Here is a 21,952-nt window from a genome sequence, read left to right as displayed (position 1 = left end):
CTTCATTCGAGTGCGTGCTGCGTCAGAGCGCGGCGACCTGCTTCGCGAGGGCCGACTTGCGGTTCGCGGCCTGGTTCTTGTGGATGACGCCCTTGCTCGAGGCCTTGTCGAGCTTGCGGGTCGCGGCACGGAGGGCGGTCGTCGCCGAGGCCTTGTCGCCCGTCGCGATCGCGTCCTTCGCGGTGCGGATGACGGTCTTCAGCTCGCTCTTGACGGCCTTGTTGCGCTCCTGCGCCTTGAGGTTCGTGCGGTTGCGCTTGATCTGCGACTTGATGTTTGCCACGTGGAGTTCGTCTTTCGTTCTATGCGGGTACCGGATGTGCCGGGAGAGGTAGAGGGGCCCCACCGGCGAATCGTGCGGGGTGGGACCCGCACGCAAGCCAACAGGCAACGATACCAGTTCCGCGGCCACGGCACCAACGCTCGCCCAGGCGCGCCGAACGATGATTCCCAGACAAGGGTCGGTCCGGCGCGACAGGTCATGCGCGTCGCCGGTGCGCGAGCGTCTGGAGTTCGGCGACGGCGCCCAGTACCACGGCCGAGAAATCGTCTGGCCGGCTGAGGCTGACCAGGTGGGTGGCCCCCGGCACCACGACCAGCCGTCCACGAGCGGTGGCACGCAGCATCCGCCGTTCTTCGAGACGGAAATGGTCGAAGCGCCCGTTCACGAACCATACGGGCTTGTCGACCCGAGCGAGCGCCGCCTCAGGGTCGAGCTCCGAGATTGCGGTGAGCACCGGACGCATGACGTCGATCGCCACCCCGCCCGCGAGCACATCGTCGATGGCGGCACCTCGGAGGAAGGTTCGCACCATCGCATCGTTCAGGGCCCTGCCGCGATCGGGGAGCCGGCCGATCAGCGCGGCGAGTCGCCGGTAGCCTGCGAGGCCCGCACCCCTCGGCCGAGTTCCGCACGAGGCCGCCACGAGTCCGTCGATGCGACCCGGGTGCCTCGCCGCGAACTCGACGGCGAGATAGCCACCGAGGCTCAGGCCGACGAGCAGTGTCGGTGGCACTGTCGTACGTGCGGGTTCGTCGCGGGCCGGCAACGCGCCGGCCAAGGCGTGCATCGCGGCGCTCACTGTGAACGGTTCGCCGATGCGCGAGCCGTGACCCGGCAGGTCGATCGCCACGGCGTCGATGTCATGACCGGCGAGATCGATCAGCTGCCTGCGCCACATCGTCGCCGAGGTGCGCAGGCCGTGCACGAATACGACGCGGGCGACGGTCATGGTCCTTCCGAGCGTAGCCGGGGCGTGCCGGGAGGCACCTGTCCGAAGTCAGCGGCGAAGTCGTGGGAGAATCGACGGGATGTCCCCGAGAGCCACGAACCCGCCGGTGCCTGCAACCACCGACCCCGCGCTGATCCGCAACTTCTGCATCATCGCGCACATCGACCACGGCAAGTCGACGCTCGCCGACCGAATGCTCGGCATCACCGGCGTCGTGAGCGACCGCGACATGCGCGCGCAGTATCTCGACCGCATGGACATCGAGCGCGAGCGCGGCATCACGATCAAGAGCCAGGCGGTGCGCATGCCGTGGCAGCTCGGCGACACCTCCTTCGCGCTGAACATGATCGACACACCCGGTCACGTCGACTTCAGCTACGAGGTCTCCCGCTCGCTCGCGGCCTGCGAGGGCGCGATCCTGCTCGTCGACGCGGCACAGGGCATCGAGGCTCAGACCCTCGCGAACCTCTACCTGGCGCTCGAGAACGACCTCGAGATCATCCCCGTGCTGAACAAGATCGACCTGCCGGCCGCCGACCCCGAGAAGTACGCGAAAGAGCTCGCCGACCTCATCGGCGGTTCGCCCGACGACGTGCTCAAGGTCTCGGGCAAGACCGGCGTCGGCGTCGAAGACCTGCTCGACCGGGTCGTCGAGCGCATTCCGGCACCGGTCGGCGACGCGGATGCCCCGGCGCGGGCGATGATCTTCGACTCGGTGTACGACAGCTACCGCGGTGTCGTCACCTACGTCCGCATGATCGACGGACACCTGAACCCGCGCGAGCGCATCCAGATGATGTCGACGAGGGCGACCCACGAGATCCTCGAGATCGGCGTGAGCGCGCCGGAACCGCAACCCTCGAAGGGCCTCGGCGTCGGCGAGGTGGGCTACCTCATCACGGGCGTGAAAGACGTGCGGCAGTCGAAGGTCGGCGACACGGTGACGACGGCGGCGAAGTCGGCGACCGAGGCGCTGCCCGGGTACACCGAGCCGCTTCCGATGGTGTTCTCGGGGCTCTACCCGATCGACGGCAGCGACTACCCCGAGCTTCGCGAAGCACTCGACAAGCTCAAGCTGTCTGATGCCGCGCTCGTCTACGAGCCGGAGACCTCGGTTGCGCTCGGCTTCGGCTTCCGCTGCGGCTTCCTCGGCCTCCTGCACCTCGAGATCGTCACCGAGCGCCTGCAGCGCGAGTTCGGCCTCGACCTCATCGCGACGGCACCGTCGGTGGTCTACGAAGTCACGAGCGAAGACCGGAAGACCGTCACGGTCACCAACCCGAGCGAGTTCCCGACCGGAGCGAAGATCACCGAGGTGCGCGAGCCCATGGTGCGGGCCGCGATCCTCGCACCGAAGGACTACGTCGGCACGATCATGGAGCTCTGCCAGTCGCGTCGCGGGTCGCTCATCGGCATGGAGTACCTCGGCGAAGATCGGGTCGAGATCCGCTACAACATCCCGCTCGGCGAGATCGTCTTCGACTTCTTCGATCAGTTGAAGTCGAAGACCGCCGGTTACGCCTCGCTCGACTATGAGCCGACGGGCGATCAGGCCGCCGATCTCGTGAAGGTCGACATCCTGCTGCAGGGCGAGCAGGTCGACGCATTCAGCGCGATCGTGCACCGCGACAAGGCGTACGCCTACGGCGTGCTCATGACGGGGCGCCTCCGCGAACTCATCCCGCGCCAGCAGTTCGAGGTGCCGATCCAGGCTGCGATCGGCGCCCGCATCATCGCGCGCGAATCGATCCGCGCGATGCGCAAAGACGTGCTTGCCAAGTGCTACGGCGGTGACATCAGCCGAAAGCGCAAGCTCCTCGAGAAGCAGAAGGAGGGCAAGAAGCGCATGAAGATGGTCGGTCGCGTCGAAGTGCCCCAAGAGGCATTCATCGCCGCGCTCAGCGGAGACGTCGAGAAGAAGGACAAGAAGTAGAAGGCCGATCATGACCCGCCGAAGCACGTTCACCGACCAGTCGGTCACCTATGGCGCCATCGGAGCGACCCTCGCACCCGATCTGCTGCGATACCCGCCTGCCGGCTACCGTCCCGCCGAGGACGCGGTCCGTCTCGGCTCCGGCGCCGCGCGATTCGAACGTGCTGCGGAGTCGCTCATGACGTGGGGTATCCAACGCGGTTCAGGGTTCGAGGTCTCCGAGGTCTCGGCGGGCACGGGCGCTCAGTATCCGGGCATCGTCTACGACGCCGGCGGCGCACCGCTCGCTGAGCAGCCGGAGCAGCGCGCCGAGGAACGCTTCGGTGCCGACGGCACTCCGTACATCGCGTCGGGCATGACGGCCGTGCTCGAACGCAAGCGCCGCTTCGGCGTCGCGAAGACGCCGGTGCTGGTGGTCTACGTCATCGACGAGCCCGGTCGCATCGGCTTCGCCTACGGCACCACGGCCGACGGCCCCGAGAGCGGCGAGGAGTCGTTCATCCTCGAGCACCGCGACGACGACACCGTCTGGTTGACCATCCGCTCGCTGCTCGCCACATCGGGCGTCACCGCACCGCGACGGCGCAAGCGCCGCCGTGAGCTCACGAAGCTCGAGCTGCGGGCGCTGCACCCCGCAAGCGGCGTCTAGTCGTGGCATCCGCCCTGCCGCTGGGCGATCCGGCGCCCGCTGACGGGCTCCTCCCGGTCTCGGCCGCGGTCGGCGCCCGAGACCGTGCCTTCGGCGTGTACCTGCACGTGCCGTTCTGCCGTGTGCGTTGCGGATACTGCGACTTCAACACCTACACCTCCGATGAGTTGCGTGGGGCACGACAGGTCGACTACGCCGACCATGCGATCGCCGAGATCCGGATGTCGCGACAGATGCTCGAGGCATCCGCTGTGCCTGCGCGACCGGCCTCGACGGTCTTCTTCGGCGGCGGCACTCCGACCCTGTTGCCGGCCGACGACCTCGTGCGCATGCTCGGTGCAGTGCGCGACGAGTTCGGATTCGAGCCTGGCGCCGAGGTCACGACCGAGGCGAACCCCGACTCGGTCGGCCCCGAAGACCTCGTGCGGCTCGCCGAGGGCGGCTTCACCCGCGTCTCGTTCGGCATGCAGTCGGCCGTGCCGCACGTGCTCGCAGCGCTCGACCGCACGCACGACCCGGTGCGAGTGCCGCTCGTCGTACGTTGGGCGCGAGACGCGGGTCTCGACGTCAGCCTCGACCTGATCTACGGAACGCCCGGGGAATCGATCGACGACTGGCGCCGCAGCGTCGAGGCTGTCGTCGTCGAGCGACCCGACCATGTGAGCGCCTACGCGCTGATCGTCGAAGACGGCACGAAGCTCGCGCGGCAGATCCGCCGAGGCGAGCTCGCCCAGCCCGACGACGACCTCGAGGCCGACATGTACGAGCTGGTCGACGACGCGCTCACCGCTGCCGGCTACGAATGGTACGAGGTCAGCAACTGGGCGAGCGATGCCCGGCATCGCTCGCGGCACAACCTCGGCTACTGGCGCGGTGACGACTGGTGGGGTATCGGACCCGGCGCCCACAGCCACGTCGGAGGTGTGCGCTGGTGGAATGCGAAACACCCCTCGGCATATGCCGACCGGGTGACGGCCGGCGTCTCACCCGCGGTCGGCCGTGAAACGCTCGACGCTCCGACCCGCGAGATCGAGCGGGTGCTGCTCCTCACCCGCATCCGCGAGGGCATCGCCGTCACCTCGATGCACGCCGGTGGCCGTCATGCCGTCGCGGGCCTCATCGCCGACGGCCTCGTGGACGCGAAAGCCGCCCTCTCGGGAGTGGTGACACTCACCAGGAGAGGGCGGCTGCTCGCGGACGCCGTGGTCAGGCGGCTGCTCGACGATTCGTCGGAGCTCAGCTCACGAACTTGATCGCGAGCGGGTAGGTGTAGGGCTGGCCCTGGTTGGCCTTCACCGCTGCCATGATGCTGAAGATGATGTTGACGACCCACACCGCGGCCAGCACGATGACGCCGACGAGGACGAAGATGAGGATGTACCCGATCACGTAGGCGATCGCCATCGTGATCTGGAAGTTCAGGGCCGTCGCCGTGTGCGCGCGCACGAACGGGCCCCGGTCCTTCAGGATCAGATAGCCGATCAGGGCGGGCACGAAGCTGAAGAAGATGCCTCCGATGTGCACCAGCGTGGCCCAGAGCTTCTCGTCTGAGGGGCTCAACTGGTTGGCACCCGGCTGCTGGTAGGGGTTCGACGGCGGCGGGGGAGGCGGAGTCGTGTCGGACATGGTTTCTCCTTGGTCGGCTCGCCCGGAGGCGAGGCTCGGTCTCGACGCCCGACGGGCGAGGTTCGAATCACTTCATGTTGGCACAGCGGCGCGCGCAAGGTGCGGAATTCGCCCGGCGCGGTCACCGCCGCCTCATCACTTGATGAGGCGGATCGCGAACGGGTAGCGGTAGTGCTGTGCGTCTTTCGCCTTGAGGAAGGCGATGATCGAGAAGACGACGCTGACGATCCAGGCGGCCCAGACGACGAAGACGCCGATGAGGATGACCGACAGGATCGCGCCGACCACGTAGGCCATGAGAATCGTGATCTGGAAGTTCAGCGCCTCCTTCGCCTCGGTGTTCGTGAACGATCCACGGTCTTTGAAGACGAGCCAGATGATGAGCGACGGCAGGAAACCGAGCACGCCGCCGAGGTGCGCGAACGAACCCCACTGCACATCCTGTTCCTGCGAGAGGGGCGCGGCGGCGACCGGCGCGCCCGCGGGTGCGGCCTGCGGTGCTGCGGGCGGCGGAGGCGGCGTCGGGCGCGAGTCGGAGTCGGGCGCGGGGGTGTTGGGATCGGTCATGATGGGGTGCCTTTCGGGTTCTCGGGTCGAACCGCGGCTCGCGCGACGGGGGAATCGCAGCCTGAGAGGACTCGCGGGTACCCATAAGCTAGCGCCGCCGAGCAGCGGCTGGCAACGCCCGCGCCCCGGATGTCGCGATATGATTGGCAGTCACTCGGTACGAGTGCTAAGCGCAGGAGGAAGCGAGGGCGGACATGGTCTCCGAACGCAGTCTCGCCGTGCTGCGCGCGATCGTGCAGGACTACGTCGCGTCGCGTGAGCCCGTCGGCTCGAAGTCGATCGTCGAACGGCATGCCTTCGGCGTGTCAGCGGCGACGATCCGCAACGACATGGCCCTCCTCGAAGAGGAGGAGCTCATCGCGGCCCCGCACACCTCGTCGGGCCGGATTCCGACCGACAAGGGGTACCGGGTCTTCGTCGATCGACTCACCGACGTGCGGCCGCTGAGTTCGGCCCAGCGCACGGCGATCGAGACCTTCCTCGGCGAATCGAGCGACCTCGACGAACTGCTCGCGCGAACCGTGCGCCTCATCGCCCAGCTGACCAATCAGCTCGCGGTCGTGCAGTACCCGAGCTTCGGCAGCGCGCGCGTTCGGCACGTGGAACTCATCTCGCTCGCACCCGACCGGGTGCTGTGCATCCTCATTACCGACTCCGGTCAGGTCGAGCAGCGCCTCGCCGAGCTCGAGCAGCCGGTCGACGAGCAGACGCTCGGCGACCTCCGTGTGCGCCTGAACGAGATCGCAGGCGGCCGAGCCATGGCGGATGCCGCGGACGCACTGTCGGGCGAGATCGACCAGGTCGACCGGCATCACGCCGCAGTGCTGCACACCCTCGCCGCCACGCTCGCCGACCAGGCGCGAGCCCAGCGGCAAGATCGTCTGGTGGTCGCCGGTGCGGCGAACCTCGTGCGCACCGAGCAGGATTTCGCCGGCTCCATCCTCGGCGTCATCGAGGCGATCGAAGAGCAGGTCGTGCTGCTGAAGCTCTTCGGCGAGATGGCGACCGACGAGCACGCCGTCACTGTGCGCATCGGCCGGGAGAACGCCTCGTTCGGCCTCGGTGAGACCTCGGTGGTCTCGAGCGCCTTCGAGATCCCCGGCCGTGACATCTCGCGGCTCGGCATCGTCGGCCCGACGCGCATGGACTATTCGCACAGCATGGCGGCCGTTCGCGCCGTCGCCCGTTACCTCTCCCGAACGCTCGGCGAGAACTGAACCCGCCGCCCGTCGCACCCGACCGGCATCCGGCAATCGAAAGGACAAGCCCTCCGTGGCAGACCACTACGAGGTCCTCGGCGTCTCGCGCGAAGCGACGCCAGACGAGATCAAGAAGGCGTATCGACGCCTCGCGCGTGAACTGCACCCCGATGTGAACCCGGGCGCCGAAGCATCCGAGCGCTTCAAGGAGGTCACGCACGCCTATGACGTGCTCTCCGACGCCCGGCAGCGCGAGCAGTACGACCTCGGCGGCCAGGGCGGCTTCGGCGGCGGCCAGAACTTCGGCAACTTCGGCGACATCTTCGAGACCTTCTTCGGTGCGGGTCAACAGACCCGCGGGCCGCGATCACGCCGCGAACGCGGCCAAGACGCGCTGCTCCGAGTCGAGGTCGGCCTCGACGAGGTCATCTTCGGCACGCACCGCGACATCGAGGTCGACACCGCAGTGACGTGCGAGACCTGTCACGGCTCGTGCTGCCAGCCCGGCACCTCGCCCGTCACCTGCGACATCTGCCACGGCACCGGCTCGATCCAGCGCTCGGTGCGCTCACTCCTCGGCAACGTCATGACCTCGAGCCCGTGCGGAACGTGCCGCGGCTACGGCACCGTCATCGCGACGCCGTGCGTGACCTGCCAGGGCCAGGGCCGCGTTCGGGCACGCCGCACGGTGCCCGTCGACGTTCCCGCGGGCGTCGACACGGGCGTGCGCCTGCAGATGCCGGGTTCCGGCGAGGCGGGCCCCGCCGGGGGCCCGAACGGCGACCTCTACCTCGAGATCAAGGTCAAGAACCACGAGGTCTTCAGCCGCAACGGCGACGATCTGCTGTGCACGCTCGAGGTCGCGATGAGCGATGCGATCCTCGGTGCGAACGCCACGATCCCCGCGCTCGACGGCGACGTCGAGCTCGAACTCAAGGCGGGCCTGCAGAGCGGCGAGATCCTCACGGTGAGAGACCGGGGCGTCTCGCGCCTGCGCGGCTCCGGTCGTGGCGATCTCAAGGTGGGCATCCAGGTGGTCACGCCCACCAAGCTCTCGTCGAGGGAGCGCGATCTCATGCAGCAGTTCGCCGCGTCGAAGAAGGCGCCCGCTCCCGAGCTCAGCCACTTCCAGCAGGGCATCTTCGCCCGCCTGCGCGACCGCTTCCTCGGTTAGGCGGACGCCCCGGTGAGCCACCTCTACCTCGACGAGACGCTCGATCTCGCCGCTGTCGCGCCCGGCGCGACGGTGGCGCTCTCGGGCGACGAGGCACGGCACGCCGTCACCGTCTCGCGGGTGCGGCCGGGTGAGCGCATCGCGATCGGCGACGGACGCGGCGCGCTCGTGCACGGCGTCGTCTCGTCGACCGGCACACGTGAGCTCGAACTCACGGTCGACGAGGTGCTCGTCGAGGAGCCGGCGTCGCCGCGGATCACCCTCGTGCAGGCGCTCGCGAAGGGCGATCGCGACGAACTCGCGGTGCAGGCGGCGACCGAACTCGGCGTCGACGCGATCGTGCCGTGGGCGGCGAGCCGCTCGGTCTCCCGCTGGGAAGGGCCGAAGGCCGAGAAGGGCCGAGCCCGCTGGTCGACCATCGTGCGCGAAGCGGTCAAGCAGTCGATGCGCGCCTGGCTGCCGCCGGTTGCTCCCGTCGCGACGACCGCCCAGCTCGTCGAGCGCCTCGACGGCCAGCGGGTGCTGCTGCTCGAACCGGCCGCGACGGCGTCGCTCACCGATCTCCGCACCGACGGCCGTGACCTCGCGCTCGTCGTCGGCCCCGAGGGCGGCATCTCGCCGGCGGAGCTCGAACGGCTGACCGTCGCCGGCGCCGAACCGGTGCGGCTCGGGGCATCCGTGCTTCGCACCTCGACGGCCGGGCCCGCCGCGATCGCGGTGCTCAATGCCGCGCTCGGGCGGTGGTGAGGCATCCGTCGCTACGATGGAGTCATGACCGAGTCCCGCGCAGAACCGACCCTCTTCGAGCGCATCGCCGCCCGTGAGATCCCCGCGCGCCTGGTCGCAGAGACCGATCGCGTCATCGCGTTCCACGACATCGCGCCGAAGGCACCCGTGCACGTCGTCGTCACCCCGAAGTCCGGCGAGTACCGCGACGTCGTCGAACTCGCCGCCGGCGACCCGGGCCTGCTCGCCGAACTCGTCGATGTCGCGCACGGCGTCGCAGACGAACTCGCCGCCGGTCAGTTCCGGCTCGTCTTCAATACCGGGCCTGCGGCGGGCCAAACCGTCTTCCACGTGCACGCGCACGTGTTGGCCGGAGGTCTCGAGGAGGCCACGCTTGCCGGAGACTGATCCGATCGGCGATCACGCGGCACCCGACGAGGAGCGGCTGACCGTCGACGGCGTCGCCATGGTGCGACTCCTCGGTCCGCAGGATCGTCTGCTCACCCAGGTGCAGCGCGAATACCCCGGCGTGCAAGTGCACGTTCGCGGCAACGAGATCGCGATCCGCGGCGACCTCGACGGCCGCATGCATGTGCGCCGACTCATCGAAGAACTGCTCGAACTCGTGCGCGGCGGGCAGGACCCCACACCCACCGAAGTGAGGAGCTCGGCCCGAATGCTCGAAGCCGATTCCAGTTCCAGGCCGTCCGAACTGCTCGGACAGGTCATCGTCTCGAGCCGGGGCAAGACGATCCGGCCGAAGACCGAGGGCCAACGCGCCTACGTCGATGCGATCGACGAGCACACGATCGTGTTCGGCATCGGGCCGGCGGGCACCGGCAAGACCTACCTGGCGATGGCCAAGGCCGTGCAGGCGCTGCAGCGCAAAGAGGTCAGCCGCATCATCCTGACGCGCCCGGCCGTGGAGGCGGGCGAGCGACTCGGATTCCTGCCCGGCACCCTCACCGACAAGATCGACCCGTACCTGCGGCCGCTGTACGACGCGCTCAACGAGATGATGGACCCCGAGCTCGTGCCGAAGCTCCTGGCCTCGGGCACCGTCGAGGTCGCTCCGCTCGCGTATATGCGAGGCAGGACCCTGAACGATTCGTTCGTCGTGCTCGACGAGGCGCAGAACACCACGCCCGAGCAGATGAAGATGTTCCTGACCAGGCTCGGGTTCGGCTCGCGCATGGTCGTCACCGGCGACGTCACCCAGATCGACCTGCCGGGCGGGGCCAGCGGCCTGCGGCTCGTCACGCGAATCCTCGACCACGTCGACGACATCGAGTTCGTACGGCTCACGAGCGACGACGTCGTGCGGCACACGCTCGTCGGCCGCATCGTCGACGCCTACACCGAGTACGACCAGCGCCAGCAGGCGCAGCGATTCGAGCGCGACCAGGCGCGCGAGTTCGCCAATCGTGCCGAACGTCGCGCCGGCCCTCGCGATCACCAGCCGAGGAAGGGCAAGGCATGAGCATCGAGATCAACAACGAGTCAGCGATCGAGGTCGACGAGGCCGCCCTCCAGCGGTTGGCGGTGTATGCGCTCGACGCGATGCACGTGCACCCCGACGCCGAGATCGCCATCGTGCTCGTCGACGAGGGAGCGATGGAGCAGCTGCACGTGCAGTGGATGGACGAGCCCGGGCCGACCGACGTGCTGAGCTTTCCGATGGACGAGCTGCGTCCGGGCACCGACGACGCGCCGACCCCGCCGGGGCTCCTCGGTGACATCGTGCTGTGCCCGCAGGTCGCCGAGGCGCAGTCGCGCACCGCGGGGCATCCGCTCATCGACGAACTGCTGCTGCTGACGACGCACGGCATCCTGCACCTGCTCGGGTTCGACCACGCCGAACCGGCGGAGGAGAAGGAGATGTTCGGCGCCCAGCGCGACATCCTCGTCGGCTTCTCCATGCAGGAGCGACGCCGCTGACCATGCTGCCCTGGCTCTTCCTCGGCGCAGCTCTCGCGCTCGTCGCCTTCGGCGGTCTCATGGCCGCGGTCGACTCGGCGATCGCCTCGAGCTCCCGCGCCGACGTGACGGATCTCGCGCTCACGTCCCGCGCGCGACGTTCGCTCCTCGCGATCGCCGACGACACCGGGGCGCACGTCAACGCGGTCAACTTCATGCGAATCATCGCCGAGACGACCGCGGCGGTGCTCGTGACGCTCGCCTTCGCCTCCTTCCTCGACAATGTCTGGCTCGTGCTGGTCTACTCGGCACTCATCATGACGGCCGTCTCATTCGTGCTCGTGGGCGCGAGCCCCCGCAGCGTCGGGCGGGTCAACGCCGAGCTCGTCCTGAAGCTGACGGCGCCGCTCGTGCACTTCCTGCGCGTGCTTCTCGGCCCGCTCGCCGGTGCACTCGTCTCGCTCGGCAACCGCGTGACCCCCGGCCGCATCCGTTTCGCCGGCGTCTCCAGCGAAGAACAACTGCTCAGCATGGTCGACGAGGCGGCCGAGCTCGATGTGCTCGAAGAAGCCGACCGCGAGCTCATCCACTCGATCTTCGCGTTCAACGACACGGTCGTGCGCGAGGTCATGGTGCCGCGCACCGACATGATCACGATCGAGGCCGCTGCGCACCTGCCGAGTGCGATGGCCCTGTTCCTGAAGGCCGGCTACTCGCGCATCCCCGTGGTCGAGAGTGATGCCGACGACGTCACCGGCGTGCTCTACCTGCGTGATCTCGCCCGTCTCGCGTTCGAGCGGCCGCTCGACGCCGAGTCGTTGACGGTCGGCGAGTTCGTGAGACCCGCGATCTTCGTGCCCGAGTCGATGAAGGCCGACGCGTTGCTGCGCCGGATGCAGCTCGAGTCGAACCACCTCGCGATGGTGGTCGACGAGTACGGCGGCATCGCCGGCCTCGTCACGCTCGAAGACGTCATCGAGGAACTCGTGGGTGACATCGCCGACGAGTACGACCGAGAGGCCGCACAGGTCGAAGATCTCGGCGACGGGCGGTTCCGCGTGAACGTGCGGCTTCCGATCGACGAACTCGGCGACATCTTCGGGCTCGACATCGAAGACGACGACGTCGACACGGCCGGGGGCCTGCTCGCGAAGGAACTCGGGCGTCTCGCGCAGCCCGGTGAGCGGGTCTCGGTCTCGGGCCTCGTGCTCGAAGCCGAGCGCACCGAGGGCCGGCGCAAGCGCATCTCGACGATCCTCGTCGAGCGCGACCAGGCGCTCATCGACGTGCAGAGCGCGTTCGAGTCGGGCGACACCGATGGAAGGAACAGCCGTGGCTGAATACCGTGCCGGATTCGTCTCGTTCGTGGGGCGGCCGAACGTCGGCAAGTCGACGCTCACCAACGCGCTCGTCGGCGAGAAGGTCGCGATCACGAGTTCCAAGCCGCAGACGACGCGCCGCGCCATCCGCGGAATCGTCCATCGCGAGCACGGTCAGGTCATCCTCGTCGACACGCCGGGGCTGCACCGCCCCCGCACGCTGCTCGGCGAGCGCCTCAATTCGCTCGTGCAGTCGACGCTCGGCGACGTCGACGTCATCGCGTTCTGCGTACCGGCGAACGAACCGATCGGGCCGGGCGACAAGTACATCAACGAGCAGCTCGAGCAGTACCCGCGGGCCAGGAAGGTCGCGATCGTCACGAAGACGGATGCCGTGTCGAAGACCAAGGTCGCGGAGCAACTGCTCGCCGTCTCCACGCTTCGCGAGTGGTCGGCCATCATTCCCGTCTCCGCCCCGCGCGGTGAGCAGCTCGACGTGCTGGTCGACGAACTGCTCGCACTCCTGCCCGAGTCCGACCAGCCGCTGTATCCGGCCGAGACGCTGACCGATGAAGACACGAGTGAGCGCATCGCCGAGTTCATCCGCGAGGCCGCGCTCGAGGGCGTCTCCGACGAACTGCCGCACTCGATCGCGGTCACGGTCGACGACATGGTCGAACGCGAAGACAAGAACCTGCTCGAGATCTACGCGAATCTGTACGTCGAACGCGACAGTCAGAAGGGCATCATCATCGGCAAGGGCGGTTCGCGGCTTCGCGAGGTCGGCACCACCGCGCGCGCGCAGATCGAGGGGCTGCTCGGCCGCAAGGTGCATCTCGCACTGCACGTGAAGGTCGCCAAGGAGTGGCAACGCGACCCGAAGCAGCTCGGCCGCCTCGGGTTCTGAGACCGAGCGAGGGCGGCGCCGCCGTACGACTCGAGGATGATTCCGGGCCTCGGCTGCGGGTCGACCCTGCCCGAACGCGTACGGTGGATCGGTGCCCATGAGGATCAGCCGCTCGAAGCTCACGATCGATATCGTGCTCGCCGGGGTGTTCGGGCTGGCCTGCCTTCCGTTCGCGCTGCTCGGCAACTGGGTCGATGTCGTGGCGCTCTGCCTGTTCGCATCGGCGCTCGCGGTTCGCCGTGGCCTGCCCGCGTGGTCGCTCGCACTCGCGTGGATCGGTGCCCTCGTGCAGATGCTCATGCTGCGCGACCTGCAGCTCTACGACGCCGCGGTGCTCGGTGTGCTCTACTCGAGCGCGGCGCACGGCGGCCGCGTCGTGAGATGGGTCGGGCTCGCCTCGGCGGGCGCCGGCGCGGTGCTCGCCACGGGATACCTCGCCGTGGTCAAACCGCTCATCGACAATGCCGGCTTCGCCGACCCGTCGAACGTGATCAGCACGGTGGTCGTGACGGGGGTGCTCTTCGTCGCCTCGATCGCCGTGCTCGTGCTGTCGTGGACCGCCGGCCTCCTCGTGCGTTCGGTGCGCGACACCCGCGAGGTCAGTCGTCGCGAAGATGCGGCGAACCGCGAACGCGGGCTCGTCGAGTACCGCTACGTCGTCGAGCAGGAGCGCAACCGCATCGCCCGCGACATGCACGACGTCGTCGCCCACTCGCTCGCGGTCGTGATCGCGCAGGCCGACGGCGGCCGGTTCGCCGCGCCGACGCGGCCGGACGCGGCCGTCGAGGCGCTCGATACGATCGCGGGCGTCGCCCGAGGGGCGCTCGGCGATGTGCGGCTGCTCCTCGCCGAACTCCGCCATGACGAGGCCGGGGCGCCGCAGCCCGTGATCGACGACCTCACGGGTCTGCTCGAGCGGGTGCGCTCCGCCGGACTCGATGTGCGCTTCTCCGAGGCAGGGCAGCGGCTTCCGCTCGGCACCGGGCACCAGATCGCGGTCTACCGCATCGTTCAGGAGGCGCTGACCAATGCACTACGTCACGGCGATGTCACCGCGCCCGTGCAACTCGAACTGGTGTGGGACGCCGCCGGCGTCACGGTCGAGATCGTGAACTCCAGGCGAGCGGATGCCCCGACGCCAGAGACGCACGCGTTCCGGCACGGTATCCCCGGCATGCGTGAACGGGCGCAGCTCGCCGGGGGCACCTTGCAGATCGAGGCGGGCGCCGACGGCATGTTCCGCGTGACCGCCCGCATTCCGGCGCAGACGGGCAGCCCGGCATGAGCGGCATCCGCGTGGCCCTCGTCGATGACCAGGCGCTCTTCCGTGCCGGAGTGCGCATGCTGATCGAATCGCAACCCGACCTCGAGGTCATCGGGGAGGCGAGCGACGGCGGGGCCGCCGTCGAGCTCGTGCGCCGTGAGCGACCCGACGTGGTGCTCATGGACGTACGAATGCCGGTGCAAGACGGAATCGCCGCCACCGAGCAGATCCTGGCCGCCGCCGACCGTGACGGGGTCGCGCCGCCGCGCATCGTCGTGCTCACGACCTTCGACCTCGACGAGAACGCGGCCCGGGCGATCCGCGCGGGTGCGAGCGGCTTCGTGCTGAAAGACGCCGATCCCGAGTTCCTGCTCGCCGCCGTGCGCACGGTGCATCAGGGCAACCAGGTCATCGCGGCGGCGGCCACGCGAGCGCTCTTCGCGCACGTGGGGCGGGGGAGCGGTCGTCGCGCGACGCCCGCTGCCTGGTCGGAGCTCACCCCGCGCGAGCGCGAGATCTTCGGGCTCGCCGCGCGCGGACTCAGCAACGGCGAGATCGCGGCATCCGAGTTCCTCTCCGAGGCCACGGTGAAGACCCACGTGAGCCGCATCCTCGCCAAGCTCGGCCTGCGCGATCGCGTGCAGCTCGTCGTCTTCGCCTACGAGCACGAGCTGCCGACGGCCCCCTGACCCCGCATTACCTCTTCTCAGGAGAAATTCGTGCCGGGCGCTGCGATCGACCCGAATTTTCCTGAGAAGCGGCCGATTTCGCGGAGTCGTTCCTGAGAAAGGTCATCCTGCAGGATGACGGTGAACCATCCGACGGCCGGATGCCACGTTCCCGTGCCATCCGTAGCGTCGACGACATGCAGATCCAACCCTCCGACCTCGGTCTGATCGCCCGCGTCGCTGAACTCGGCAAGCGCTACGGAACCGGCCCCGGCGCCGTCACCGCCCTCGACGACATCTCGCTCGGCCTCCGCCGCGGTGAGTTCACCGCCATCATGGGCCCATCGGGGTCGGGCAAGTCGACGCTCATGCACATCATGGCGGGCCTCGATTCGCCGAGCACCGGCCAGGTGTGGCTCGGCGACACCGACATCACCGAGCTCTCCGACTCCGCCCTGACCGTCCTGCGCCGGCGCCGCATCGGATTCGTCTTCCAATCGTTCAACCTCGTGCCGACGCTCGACGTGCGCGGCAATGTGCTGCTGCCGTTCGAACTCGACGGACGCAGCCCGAGCCGCGACGAACAGGCCTGGATCGACGAACTCCTCGACACGCTCGGCCTCCGCCCGCGCGTCGGCCACCGCCCGCACGAACTCTCGGGCGGACAACAGCAGCGCGTGGCGATCGCGCGGGCACTCGCGACCCGTCCCGATCTCGTCTTCGCCGACGAGCCCACCGGCAATCTCGACTCTCGCACCGGTCGCGAGGTGCTCGGCCTCCTCGCCGCAGCGAGCGCCCGCTACGGCCAGTCGATCGCGATGGTCACGCACGACCCGATCGCCGCGAGCCACGCGGACCGCATCCTGTTCCTCGCCGACGGCCGAATCGTGCGCGACGCGGGGCGCTCGAGCGCCGAAGAGATCTCGGCATTCATGCTGGGCATGGAGCGTGCGGCCTGATGCGCACCACGTTCGCCGGCCAGTGGCCGACCCTGCTGGTCGCGGCGCTCGCGGGAACCTTCGGCAGTGCACTGCTGCACGTGACGGGAATCCTGGCCGCGGCGATCGCGGCCGACGACGTCACGGGCGCTAGCGAGATGGTCGGACTCCTGCTCGTGCTGGTCGCCACGGTGTTCATCGTGATCGCCGTGTACGTGAGCTCGGTCGTCACCGCGAACACGGTGGCGACGGTGGTGGCAGGGCGCACGCGACTCATCGCCCTGCAGCGGCTCCTCGGGTCGAGCGCTCGAAACCAGCGCGCACAGATCGCCCGCACCGGCCTGCTCGTCGGGGTCGCGGGTGCCTCCGTCGGTGTCATCGCAGGCACCGGGGCGGCGTTCGCGCTCGAGCGCGTCGCCGTCGCGGCTGAACTGCTGCCGGCAACCGGGTACGACTACGCGAACCCGTGGGCGGCACTGCCCGCCGTCGCGGTCGTGCTGACGACATGGCTCGCCTCGTGGGTGGGGTCGCGCCGGGTGCTGAAGGTGCGCCCGATCCAGGCGATCGGCAACGCGAACGAGCACGACCGTGACGAGCTCGGCAACCGTCGCGGGCGCAACATCACCGCTCTCGTCTTCGTCGCCTGCGGCACGCTGCTGCTCATCATCGGCGTGGTGGCGGGGCTCTCGTCGCCGTTGGGCGTGCTGGTCGGTCTGGTCGGCGGTGTCGTGTCGTTCACGGGCATCGTGCTCGGCGCCGACGTCGTCATGCCGCCCGTCCTGCGACTCGTCGGGCGGATGTTCGGCGCATCTCCGGCGGCACGGCTCGCAGCCGAGAACGCCGTGCGCCACCCCGAGCGCAGCTCGCGCATGACGATCGGCCTCGTCATCGGCGTGACGCTCGTGACGACGTTCGCCGTGACGATGGAGTCGTACCGCACGATGCTCACGACGGCGTTCGCCGATCGACCCGAGTTGCTGCGTGAGATCACCCCGGTGATCGACGCGACCGTTGCGGTGTTCTCAGCGCTCATCGGCTTCAGCGCCGTGATCGCCGCGGTCGGCCTCGTGAACACGCTGTCGCTGAGCGTCATGCAGCGCACTCGCGAGCTCGGCCTGCTGCGTGCGCTCGGCTTCGACCGGCGACAGCTGCGCGGCATGATCGTCGCCGAGAGCGCGGCACTCACACTCGCGGCCACACTGACGGGCCTGCTGCTGGGATTCGGGTACGGGTGGGCGGGTGCGCAATCGCTCCTCGGCAGTACGCAGGCCCAGGGCGCGCCCGCCCTCGTGTTGCCGGGAATCCCGTGGGCACTCTTCGGAGGGCTGCTCGTCGCGGCGGCCGTGCTCACAGTGGTCGCCTCTGTCGCACCGGCGCGGCGCGCGATGCGGGTCTCACCCGTTGCGGCGCTGGCGGTCGAATAGCCCGCGGCTCGACCCGTCACCGGCCGGCGAGCGAGCGGATGCCTCGCGGGAAGCATCCGCTCGCTCGTCATTCTTGCGCGCCGGCGTGCGCGCGGTGCTAGCCTTGACCTGTGCTTCACGGCCTGCTTCTCCTTAGCTGCCGCAGCGAGTCCTAGTCACAGGCCTCCCTCGCTGCGGAGTTCGTCGTCGGCTGAAACCCATCCGTAAGCGAGAAGAGCACCCCATGCAGAACACACAGCAGCCGTCATCGATGCCCGTGCATCGCTACCGCCCGTTCCACGAGCAGATCCGCGTCGATCTGCCCGATCGTACGTGGCCGTCCAAGCGCATCGAGCAGGCGCCGCGCTGGTGCGCCGTCGACCTGCGCGATGGCAACCAGGCCCTCATCGACCCGATGAGCCCCGAGCGCAAGCGCATCATGTTCGACCTCCTGGTCAAGATGGGCTACAAGGAGATCGAGGTCGGGTTCCCCTCGGCGAGCCAGACCGACTTCGACTTCGTGCGCAGCCTCATCGAAGAGGGCGCGATTCCCGACGATGTCACCATCCAGGTACTGACACAGGCACGCGACCACCTGATCGAGCGCACCTACGAGTCGATCGTGGGCGCCAAGCAGGCGATCGTGCACCTCTACAACTCGACGAGCATCCTGCAGCGCGAGGTCGTCTTCCGCACCGACAAGCAGGGCATCATCGACATCGCGCTGCACGGTGCGCGCACCTGTCGCGCCATGGAGGCGAGAGTGCCGGGCACGACGGTCTACTACGAGTACTCGCCCGAGAGCTACACGGGCACCGAACTCGAGTTCGCGGTCGATGTCTGCAACCAGGTCATCGAGATCTTCGAGCCCACTCCCGAACGCAAGGTCATCATCAACCTGCCCGCGACGGTCGAGATGGCGACGCCCAACGTCTACGCAGATTCGATCGAGTGGATGTCGCGGCACCTCAACCACCGCGAGAACGTGCTGCTCTCGCTGCACCCGCACAACGATCGCGGCACAGCGATCGCCGCCGCCGAGCTCGGCTACCTGGCCGGAGCCGACCGCATCGAGGGCTGCCTGTTCGGCAATGGCGAGCGCACCGGCAACGTCGATCTCGTCGCGCTCGGCGTGAACCTGTTCACGCAGGGCGTCGACCCGCAGATCGACTTCTCCGACATCGATGAGATCAAGCGCACCGTCGAGTACTGCAACCAGCTGCCCGTGGCCGAGCGCCATCCGTGGGCCGGCGATCTGGTCTACACGGCCTTCTCGGGTTCGCATCAGGATGCGATCAAGAAGGGCTTCGAGGCCATGGATGCCGAGGCCGACCGCCGAGGCGTCGCGCTCGGAGAACTGGAGTGGGCGGTGCCGTACCTGCCCGTCGACCCACGAGACCTGGGCCGCAGCTACGAGGCGGTCATTCGCGTGAACTCGCAGTCGGGCAAGGGCGGGGTCGCGTACCTGCTGAAGACCGACCACGCACTCGACCTGCCGCGTCGCCTCCAGATCGAGTTCTCGGGCGTCGTGCAGGCCAAGACCGACGCCGAGGGCGGCGAGGTCTCGAGCGACGACATCTGGCGCGTCTTCACCGACGAGTACCTGCCGGCATCACAGGACCGCCCCGACGAGCAGTGGGGCCGGTTCGAGCTGCTGTCGCTGCGCACCGAGAGCGCGCTCAACGGGGTCGTCAACGTTCGCGTCGGCCTGCGCGACGGCGACGAGCGGGTCGAGGCCGATGCGAGCGGCAACGGTCCGATCTCCGCGTTCCTCGCCGTGATGGGTGCCGAGGGCGTCGAGGTGTCGTTGCGAGACTACGTCGAGCACACGCTCGCGGCGAGCGGCAACTCGCTGGCCGCAGCCTACGTCGAGCTCGAGGTCGAGGGCCGGGTGCTCTGGGGCGTCGGCATCGACGCCGACATCTCCACGGCATCGCTGAAGGCGGTCGTCTCGGCGATCAACCGTGCGCTCCGCAGCGCAGCGCTCGTCGAGGCCGAGCGTGAGGTCGTCGGGGTCTGATTCCGATCTGGTTCCGCAGCACCGTCGGCGACTCGACGGCACCCGAGACGGTCAGGCTCGGCGCCACACCTTCCACGAGCCGAGCGCTCGTTGCTCGGGGAGGCTCCAGCCGAAGCGCACGGAGCCGAGACGGGTGAGCGTGGTGACGACGACGCACACCGTCGCGGCGATGAAGATGTTCACCCCGAGCGAGAAGAGCACGACGAGCAGCACGGTGCCGGCGGTCGCGGCGACGGCATAGAGCGAGCCGACGTGCATGACCGCGATCGGAAGGTTCAGGGCGACGTCGCGCAGGATCGAGCCGCCGACGGCGGTGACCACACCGACGAAGATCGCTGGGATGACGGGAACACCGTAGGCGAGGGCCTTCGAGGTGCCGATCGCGGCGAACATGCCGATCGTCACGGCGTCGAGCGCGATGATGAGGCCGTTGAGTCGGGTGAAGACCCGTAGCAGCGCCATGCCGAGCAGCGCTGCGGCGGTTGCGATCGGCAGGTACCAGTTGCTCGACATCGCTGCCGGCAGCTGGTTCAGCAGCAGATCGCGCAGGAGACCGCCGCCGAGGCCGACGATGATGCCGATGAGGGCGACGCCGAGCAGGTCGATGCGCCGTTCGGTGAGGCGGGCGGCGAACATCGCCCCCTGAATCGCTCCGATGGCGACGGCGGTGAGGTCGAGCCAGAGCGGAAGGGTGAAGAGTGCTGAGCTCACGGCACCAGTGAATCACGCGTGGTCGGTGCGGAGAGACCACCGCGCCGCGGCATCCGCTTCGGCCGGTTCGCCCATGGAGGGTGGGAGAATGAAGGGTGCCCGTGTACCGAGATGAAGCCGTCGTGCTCCGCACCCACAAGCTGGGCGAAGCCGACCGCATCGTCACCCTGTTGACCCGGCAGCACGGCAAGGTCCGCGCCGTCGCCAAGGGCGTGCGGCGCACCGGCTCGAAGTTCGGATCGAGGCTCGAGCCGTTCATGGTCGCCGACCTGCAGCTCTACGAGGGCCGGAGCCTCGACGTCGTGACGCAGGCCGAGTCGCTCGGCGCCTACGGCGCCCTCATCACGCAGGACTACTCGGCTTACACGGCGGCGAACGCCATGGTCGAGGCAGCCGACAAGCTCACCGAGGCCGAAGGCTCGCTGCAGCAGTACCTGTTGCTCGTCGGCGCACTGCGCTCGCTCTCACGACGCGAGCACGGCGCGGGCCTCACCCTCGACTCCTACCTCCTGCGCGCGCTCGCTCTCGCGGGGTGGGCGCCGAGCTTCCAGGATTGCGCGCGCTGCGGCAGGGCCGGCGAGCATACGGCCGTCGTCGTGCAACTGGGCGGCGTCGCGTGCGACGAGTGCGCGCCGCCGGGCACGCCCCGCATCGCCGGCTCCACCGTTGCGCTCCTCGGCGCACTGCTCGCCGGCGACTGGGCCCACGCAGAGGCCTCCGGAGATCGCGATCGCGGCCAGGCCAGCGGCATCATCGCCGCCTACACCCAGTGGCATCTCGAGCGCGGCCTCCGCTCGCTGCCCCACGTGTCGAGGGAGACGACCGCACAGTGAGCCCGAAGCCCTTCACCCACCGCGACGCGGTCGCCTACGTACCGCTCGACTGGACGGGTATCTATCCGCCCGAACTGCCGAGGGGCGCCGTGCCCGAGCATGTCGCCATCGTCATGGACGGCAACGGCCGATGGGCGAACAAGCGGGGCCTGACCCGCATCGAAGGGCACAAGGCGGGCGAGGCCGCACTGCTCGACGTCGTCGCCGGTGCCATCCAGGCCGGCGTCAAGCACCTCTCGGTCTACGCGTTCTCGACCGAGAACTGGAAGCGGTCGCCCGAGGAGGTGCGGTTCCTCATGGGCTACAACCGCGACGTGCTGCACCGGCGGCGCGACCAGCTCAACGAGTGGGGCGTGCGCATCCGCTGGGCCGGTCGCCGGCCACGCCTCTGGGCCTCGGTCATCACAGAGCTGCAGTTCGCCGAACAGCTGACGGCGGGCAACGACACGCTGACTCTCACGATGTGCGTCAACTACGGCGGGCGCACCGAGATCGCCGACGCCGTGCGGTCGATCGCCGACGACGTGGCATCCGGTCGTCTGAGGCCCTCTGCGGTCTCGGAGAAGCTCATCGCGAAGCGCCTCTACGTGCCAGACCTTCCCGATGTCGACCTCTTCGTGCGCAGCTCGGGGGAGCAGCGCACCTCGAACTTCATGCTGTGGCAGTCGGCGTATGCCGAGATGGTGTTCCTCGACACGCTGTGGCCCGACTTCTCGCGCGTCGACCTGTGGAATGCGATCGGGCTGTACGCGGGCCGAAGCCGTCGATTCGGCGGGGCGATCGACGCGCCGACCGTCAGCTGAGCAGGGCTTCGTCGCAGCCCGACCGGGAGCGGAGCCCACCCGGGAATACGGAGGGCGAAGCAT

Annotated in this window: 23 protein-coding genes; 18 read left to right on the top strand and 5 right to left on the bottom strand. The window is 68.8% G+C overall.

All coding sequences use genetic code 11. The features are described from left to right. Positions 1–22 precede the first annotated feature (22 nt). On the bottom strand, positions 23–283 hold the full coding sequence (gene rpsT / locus FHG54_RS10860) for a 30S ribosomal protein S20 (RefSeq protein ID WP_139417287.1): 261 nt from the start codon (positions 281–283) through the stop codon (positions 23–25). 196 nt (positions 284–479) lie between these two features. Beyond that, complete coding sequence (locus tag FHG54_RS10855; RefSeq protein WP_139417286.1) at positions 480–1,232, bottom strand: alpha/beta fold hydrolase; 753 nt, start codon at positions 1,230–1,232, stop codon at positions 480–482. 79 nt (positions 1,233–1,311) lie between these two features. Between FHG54_RS10855 and lepA the strand changes: the two genes are divergently transcribed. The 3 genes from lepA to hemW are packed head-to-tail and all read left to right on the top strand — an operon-like array spanning position 1,312 to position 5,067. After that, entirely contained in the window at positions 1,312–3,165 is a 1,854-nt protein-coding gene (gene lepA, locus FHG54_RS10850; RefSeq protein WP_139417285.1) for a translation elongation factor 4, read from the top strand. Between the two features lie 10 nt (positions 3,166–3,175). Then, positions 3,176–3,814, top strand: coding sequence for a DUF1990 family protein (locus tag FHG54_RS10845; RefSeq protein WP_139417284.1), 639 nt, complete (start codon positions 3,176–3,178; stop codon positions 3,812–3,814). 2 nt (positions 3,815–3,816) lie between these two features. Further along, positions 3,817–5,067, top strand: coding sequence for a radical SAM family heme chaperone HemW (gene hemW, locus FHG54_RS10840; RefSeq protein ID WP_139417283.1), 1,251 nt, complete (start codon positions 3,817–3,819; stop codon positions 5,065–5,067). Here the strand turns inward: hemW and FHG54_RS10835 are convergent. Further along, positions 5,051–5,440, bottom strand: a complete 390-nt coding sequence (locus FHG54_RS10835) for a DUF4870 domain-containing protein (protein ID WP_139417282.1) — start codon at positions 5,438–5,440, stop codon at positions 5,051–5,053. The genes hemW and FHG54_RS10835 overlap by 17 nt on opposite strands. 135 nt (positions 5,441–5,575) lie before the next feature. Beyond that, positions 5,576–6,007 (bottom strand): DUF4870 domain-containing protein, encoded by a 432-nt coding sequence (locus FHG54_RS10830; protein WP_139417281.1) that lies wholly within the window; start codon positions 6,005–6,007, stop codon positions 5,576–5,578. 194 nt (positions 6,008–6,201) lie between these two features. Between FHG54_RS10830 and hrcA the strand changes: the two genes are divergently transcribed. The 13 genes from hrcA to leuA all read left to right on the top strand — a co-directional run bounded on the left by hrcA (position 6,202) and on the right by leuA (position 19,542). Further along, entirely contained in the window at positions 6,202–7,224 is a 1,023-nt protein-coding gene (gene hrcA, locus FHG54_RS10825; RefSeq protein WP_139417280.1) for a heat-inducible transcriptional repressor HrcA, read from the top strand. 55 nt (positions 7,225–7,279) lie between these two features. Further along, on the top strand, positions 7,280–8,380 hold the full coding sequence (gene dnaJ, locus FHG54_RS10820; RefSeq protein WP_139417279.1) for a molecular chaperone DnaJ: 1,101 nt from the start codon (positions 7,280–7,282) through the stop codon (positions 8,378–8,380). Between the two features lie 12 nt (positions 8,381–8,392). Continuing rightward, positions 8,393–9,127 carry a 16S rRNA (uracil(1498)-N(3))-methyltransferase gene (locus tag FHG54_RS10815; protein WP_139417278.1) on the top strand — a complete coding sequence of 245 codons (735 nt, stop codon included), beginning with the start codon at positions 8,393–8,395 and terminating at the stop codon, positions 9,125–9,127. Between the two features lie 24 nt (positions 9,128–9,151). Continuing rightward, positions 9,152–9,514 (top strand): HIT domain-containing protein, encoded by a 363-nt coding sequence (locus FHG54_RS10810; protein ID WP_139417277.1) that lies wholly within the window; start codon positions 9,152–9,154, stop codon positions 9,512–9,514. A 58-nt stretch (positions 9,515–9,572) separates the two neighbouring features. Further along, positions 9,573–10,586, top strand: a complete 1,014-nt coding sequence (locus FHG54_RS10805) for a PhoH family protein (RefSeq protein WP_139418411.1) — start codon at positions 9,573–9,575, stop codon at positions 10,584–10,586. Then, the gene (gene ybeY, locus FHG54_RS10800; protein ID WP_139417276.1) at positions 10,583–11,044 is read left to right on the top strand and encodes an rRNA maturation RNase YbeY; all 462 of its coding nucleotides are present in this window, start codon (positions 10,583–10,585) and stop codon (positions 11,042–11,044) included. Before FHG54_RS10805 ends, ybeY begins: the two co-directional genes overlap by 4 nt. Before the next feature lie 2 nt (positions 11,045–11,046). Then, on the top strand, positions 11,047–12,363 hold the full coding sequence (locus FHG54_RS10795; RefSeq protein ID WP_139417275.1) for a hemolysin family protein: 1,317 nt from the start codon (positions 11,047–11,049) through the stop codon (positions 12,361–12,363). Then, on the top strand, positions 12,341–13,249 hold the full coding sequence (gene era, locus FHG54_RS10790; RefSeq protein ID WP_139417274.1) for a GTPase Era: 909 nt from the start codon (positions 12,341–12,343) through the stop codon (positions 13,247–13,249). The genes FHG54_RS10795 and era overlap by 23 nt, the downstream gene beginning before the upstream one ends. A gap of 97 nt (positions 13,250–13,346) precedes the next feature. Continuing rightward, entirely contained in the window at positions 13,347–14,534 is a 1,188-nt protein-coding gene (locus FHG54_RS10785) for a sensor histidine kinase (protein WP_210415427.1), read from the top strand. Beyond that, the gene (locus tag FHG54_RS10780; protein WP_139417272.1) at positions 14,531–15,202 is read left to right on the top strand and encodes a response regulator; all 672 of its coding nucleotides are present in this window, start codon (positions 14,531–14,533) and stop codon (positions 15,200–15,202) included. The genes FHG54_RS10785 and FHG54_RS10780 overlap by 4 nt, the downstream gene beginning before the upstream one ends. A gap of 176 nt (positions 15,203–15,378) precedes the next feature. Next, on the top strand, positions 15,379–16,140 hold the full coding sequence (locus tag FHG54_RS10775) for an ABC transporter ATP-binding protein (RefSeq protein WP_139417271.1): 762 nt from the start codon (positions 15,379–15,381) through the stop codon (positions 16,138–16,140). After that, positions 16,140–17,543, top strand: coding sequence for an ABC transporter permease (locus FHG54_RS10770; protein WP_139417270.1), 1,404 nt, complete (start codon positions 16,140–16,142; stop codon positions 17,541–17,543). Before FHG54_RS10775 ends, FHG54_RS10770 begins: the two co-directional genes overlap by 1 nt. Positions 17,544–17,766: 223 nt before the next feature. Continuing rightward, positions 17,767–19,542, top strand: a complete 1,776-nt coding sequence (gene leuA / locus FHG54_RS10765; protein ID WP_139417269.1) for a 2-isopropylmalate synthase — start codon at positions 17,767–17,769, stop codon at positions 19,540–19,542. Positions 19,543–19,593: 51 nt separating this feature from the next. Here the strand turns inward: leuA and FHG54_RS10760 are convergent, their stop codons facing one another. Further along, positions 19,594–20,253, bottom strand: a complete 660-nt coding sequence (locus FHG54_RS10760) for a trimeric intracellular cation channel family protein (RefSeq protein WP_139417268.1) — start codon at positions 20,251–20,253, stop codon at positions 19,594–19,596. A gap of 95 nt (positions 20,254–20,348) precedes the next feature. Between FHG54_RS10760 and recO the strand changes: the two genes are divergently transcribed. Together recO and FHG54_RS10750 are read left to right on the top strand one after the other, a co-directional pair. Then, positions 20,349–21,086, top strand: coding sequence for a DNA repair protein RecO (recO, locus tag FHG54_RS10755; protein WP_139417267.1), 738 nt, complete (start codon positions 20,349–20,351; stop codon positions 21,084–21,086). Further along, on the top strand, positions 21,083–21,889 hold the full coding sequence (locus FHG54_RS10750; protein WP_139417266.1) for an isoprenyl transferase: 807 nt from the start codon (positions 21,083–21,085) through the stop codon (positions 21,887–21,889). The genes recO and FHG54_RS10750 overlap by 4 nt, the downstream gene beginning before the upstream one ends. Positions 21,890–21,952 lie beyond the last annotated feature (63 nt).

Source organism: Agromyces laixinhei (assembly GCF_006337065.1).
Taxonomy (GTDB): domain Bacteria; phylum Actinomycetota; class Actinomycetes; order Actinomycetales; family Microbacteriaceae; genus Agromyces; species Agromyces laixinhei.
Note: the sequence above shows the minus strand (reverse complement) of the source record. Positions and strands in the feature narration are given on the sequence as shown.

Coding starts and splice junctions, on each gene's coding strand:
- FHG54_RS10855 (WP_139417286.1), bottom strand. CDS start 1,232: ATGACCGTCGCCCGCGTCGTATTCGTGCACGGCCTGCGCACCTCGGCG.
- lepA (WP_139417285.1), top strand. CDS start 1,312: ATGTCCCCGAGAGCCACGAACCCGCCGGTGCCTGCAACCACCGACCCC.
- FHG54_RS10845 (WP_139417284.1), top strand. CDS start 3,176: ATGACCCGCCGAAGCACGTTCACCGACCAGTCGGTCACCTATGGCGCC.
- FHG54_RS10835 (WP_139417282.1), bottom strand. CDS start 5,440: ATGTCCGACACGACTCCGCCTCCCCCGCCGCCGTCGAACCCCTACCAG.
- FHG54_RS10830 (WP_139417281.1), bottom strand. CDS start 6,007: ATGACCGATCCCAACACCCCCGCGCCCGACTCCGACTCGCGCCCGACG.
- hrcA (WP_139417280.1), top strand. CDS start 6,202: ATGGTCTCCGAACGCAGTCTCGCCGTGCTGCGCGCGATCGTGCAGGAC.
- FHG54_RS10810 (WP_139417277.1), top strand. CDS start 9,152: ATGACCGAGTCCCGCGCAGAACCGACCCTCTTCGAGCGCATCGCCGCC.
- FHG54_RS10805 (WP_139418411.1), top strand. CDS start 9,573: ATGGTGCGACTCCTCGGTCCGCAGGATCGTCTGCTCACCCAGGTGCAG.
- ybeY (WP_139417276.1), top strand. CDS start 10,583: ATGAGCATCGAGATCAACAACGAGTCAGCGATCGAGGTCGACGAGGCC.
- FHG54_RS10795 (WP_139417275.1), top strand. CDS start 11,047: ATGCTGCCCTGGCTCTTCCTCGGCGCAGCTCTCGCGCTCGTCGCCTTC.
- era (WP_139417274.1), top strand. CDS start 12,341: ATGGAAGGAACAGCCGTGGCTGAATACCGTGCCGGATTCGTCTCGTTC.
- FHG54_RS10785 (WP_210415427.1), top strand. CDS start 13,347: ATGAGGATCAGCCGCTCGAAGCTCACGATCGATATCGTGCTCGCCGGG.
- FHG54_RS10780 (WP_139417272.1), top strand. CDS start 14,531: ATGAGCGGCATCCGCGTGGCCCTCGTCGATGACCAGGCGCTCTTCCGT.
- FHG54_RS10775 (WP_139417271.1), top strand. CDS start 15,379: ATGCAGATCCAACCCTCCGACCTCGGTCTGATCGCCCGCGTCGCTGAA.
- FHG54_RS10770 (WP_139417270.1), top strand. CDS start 16,140: ATGCGCACCACGTTCGCCGGCCAGTGGCCGACCCTGCTGGTCGCGGCG.
- leuA (WP_139417269.1), top strand. CDS start 17,767: ATGCAGAACACACAGCAGCCGTCATCGATGCCCGTGCATCGCTACCGC.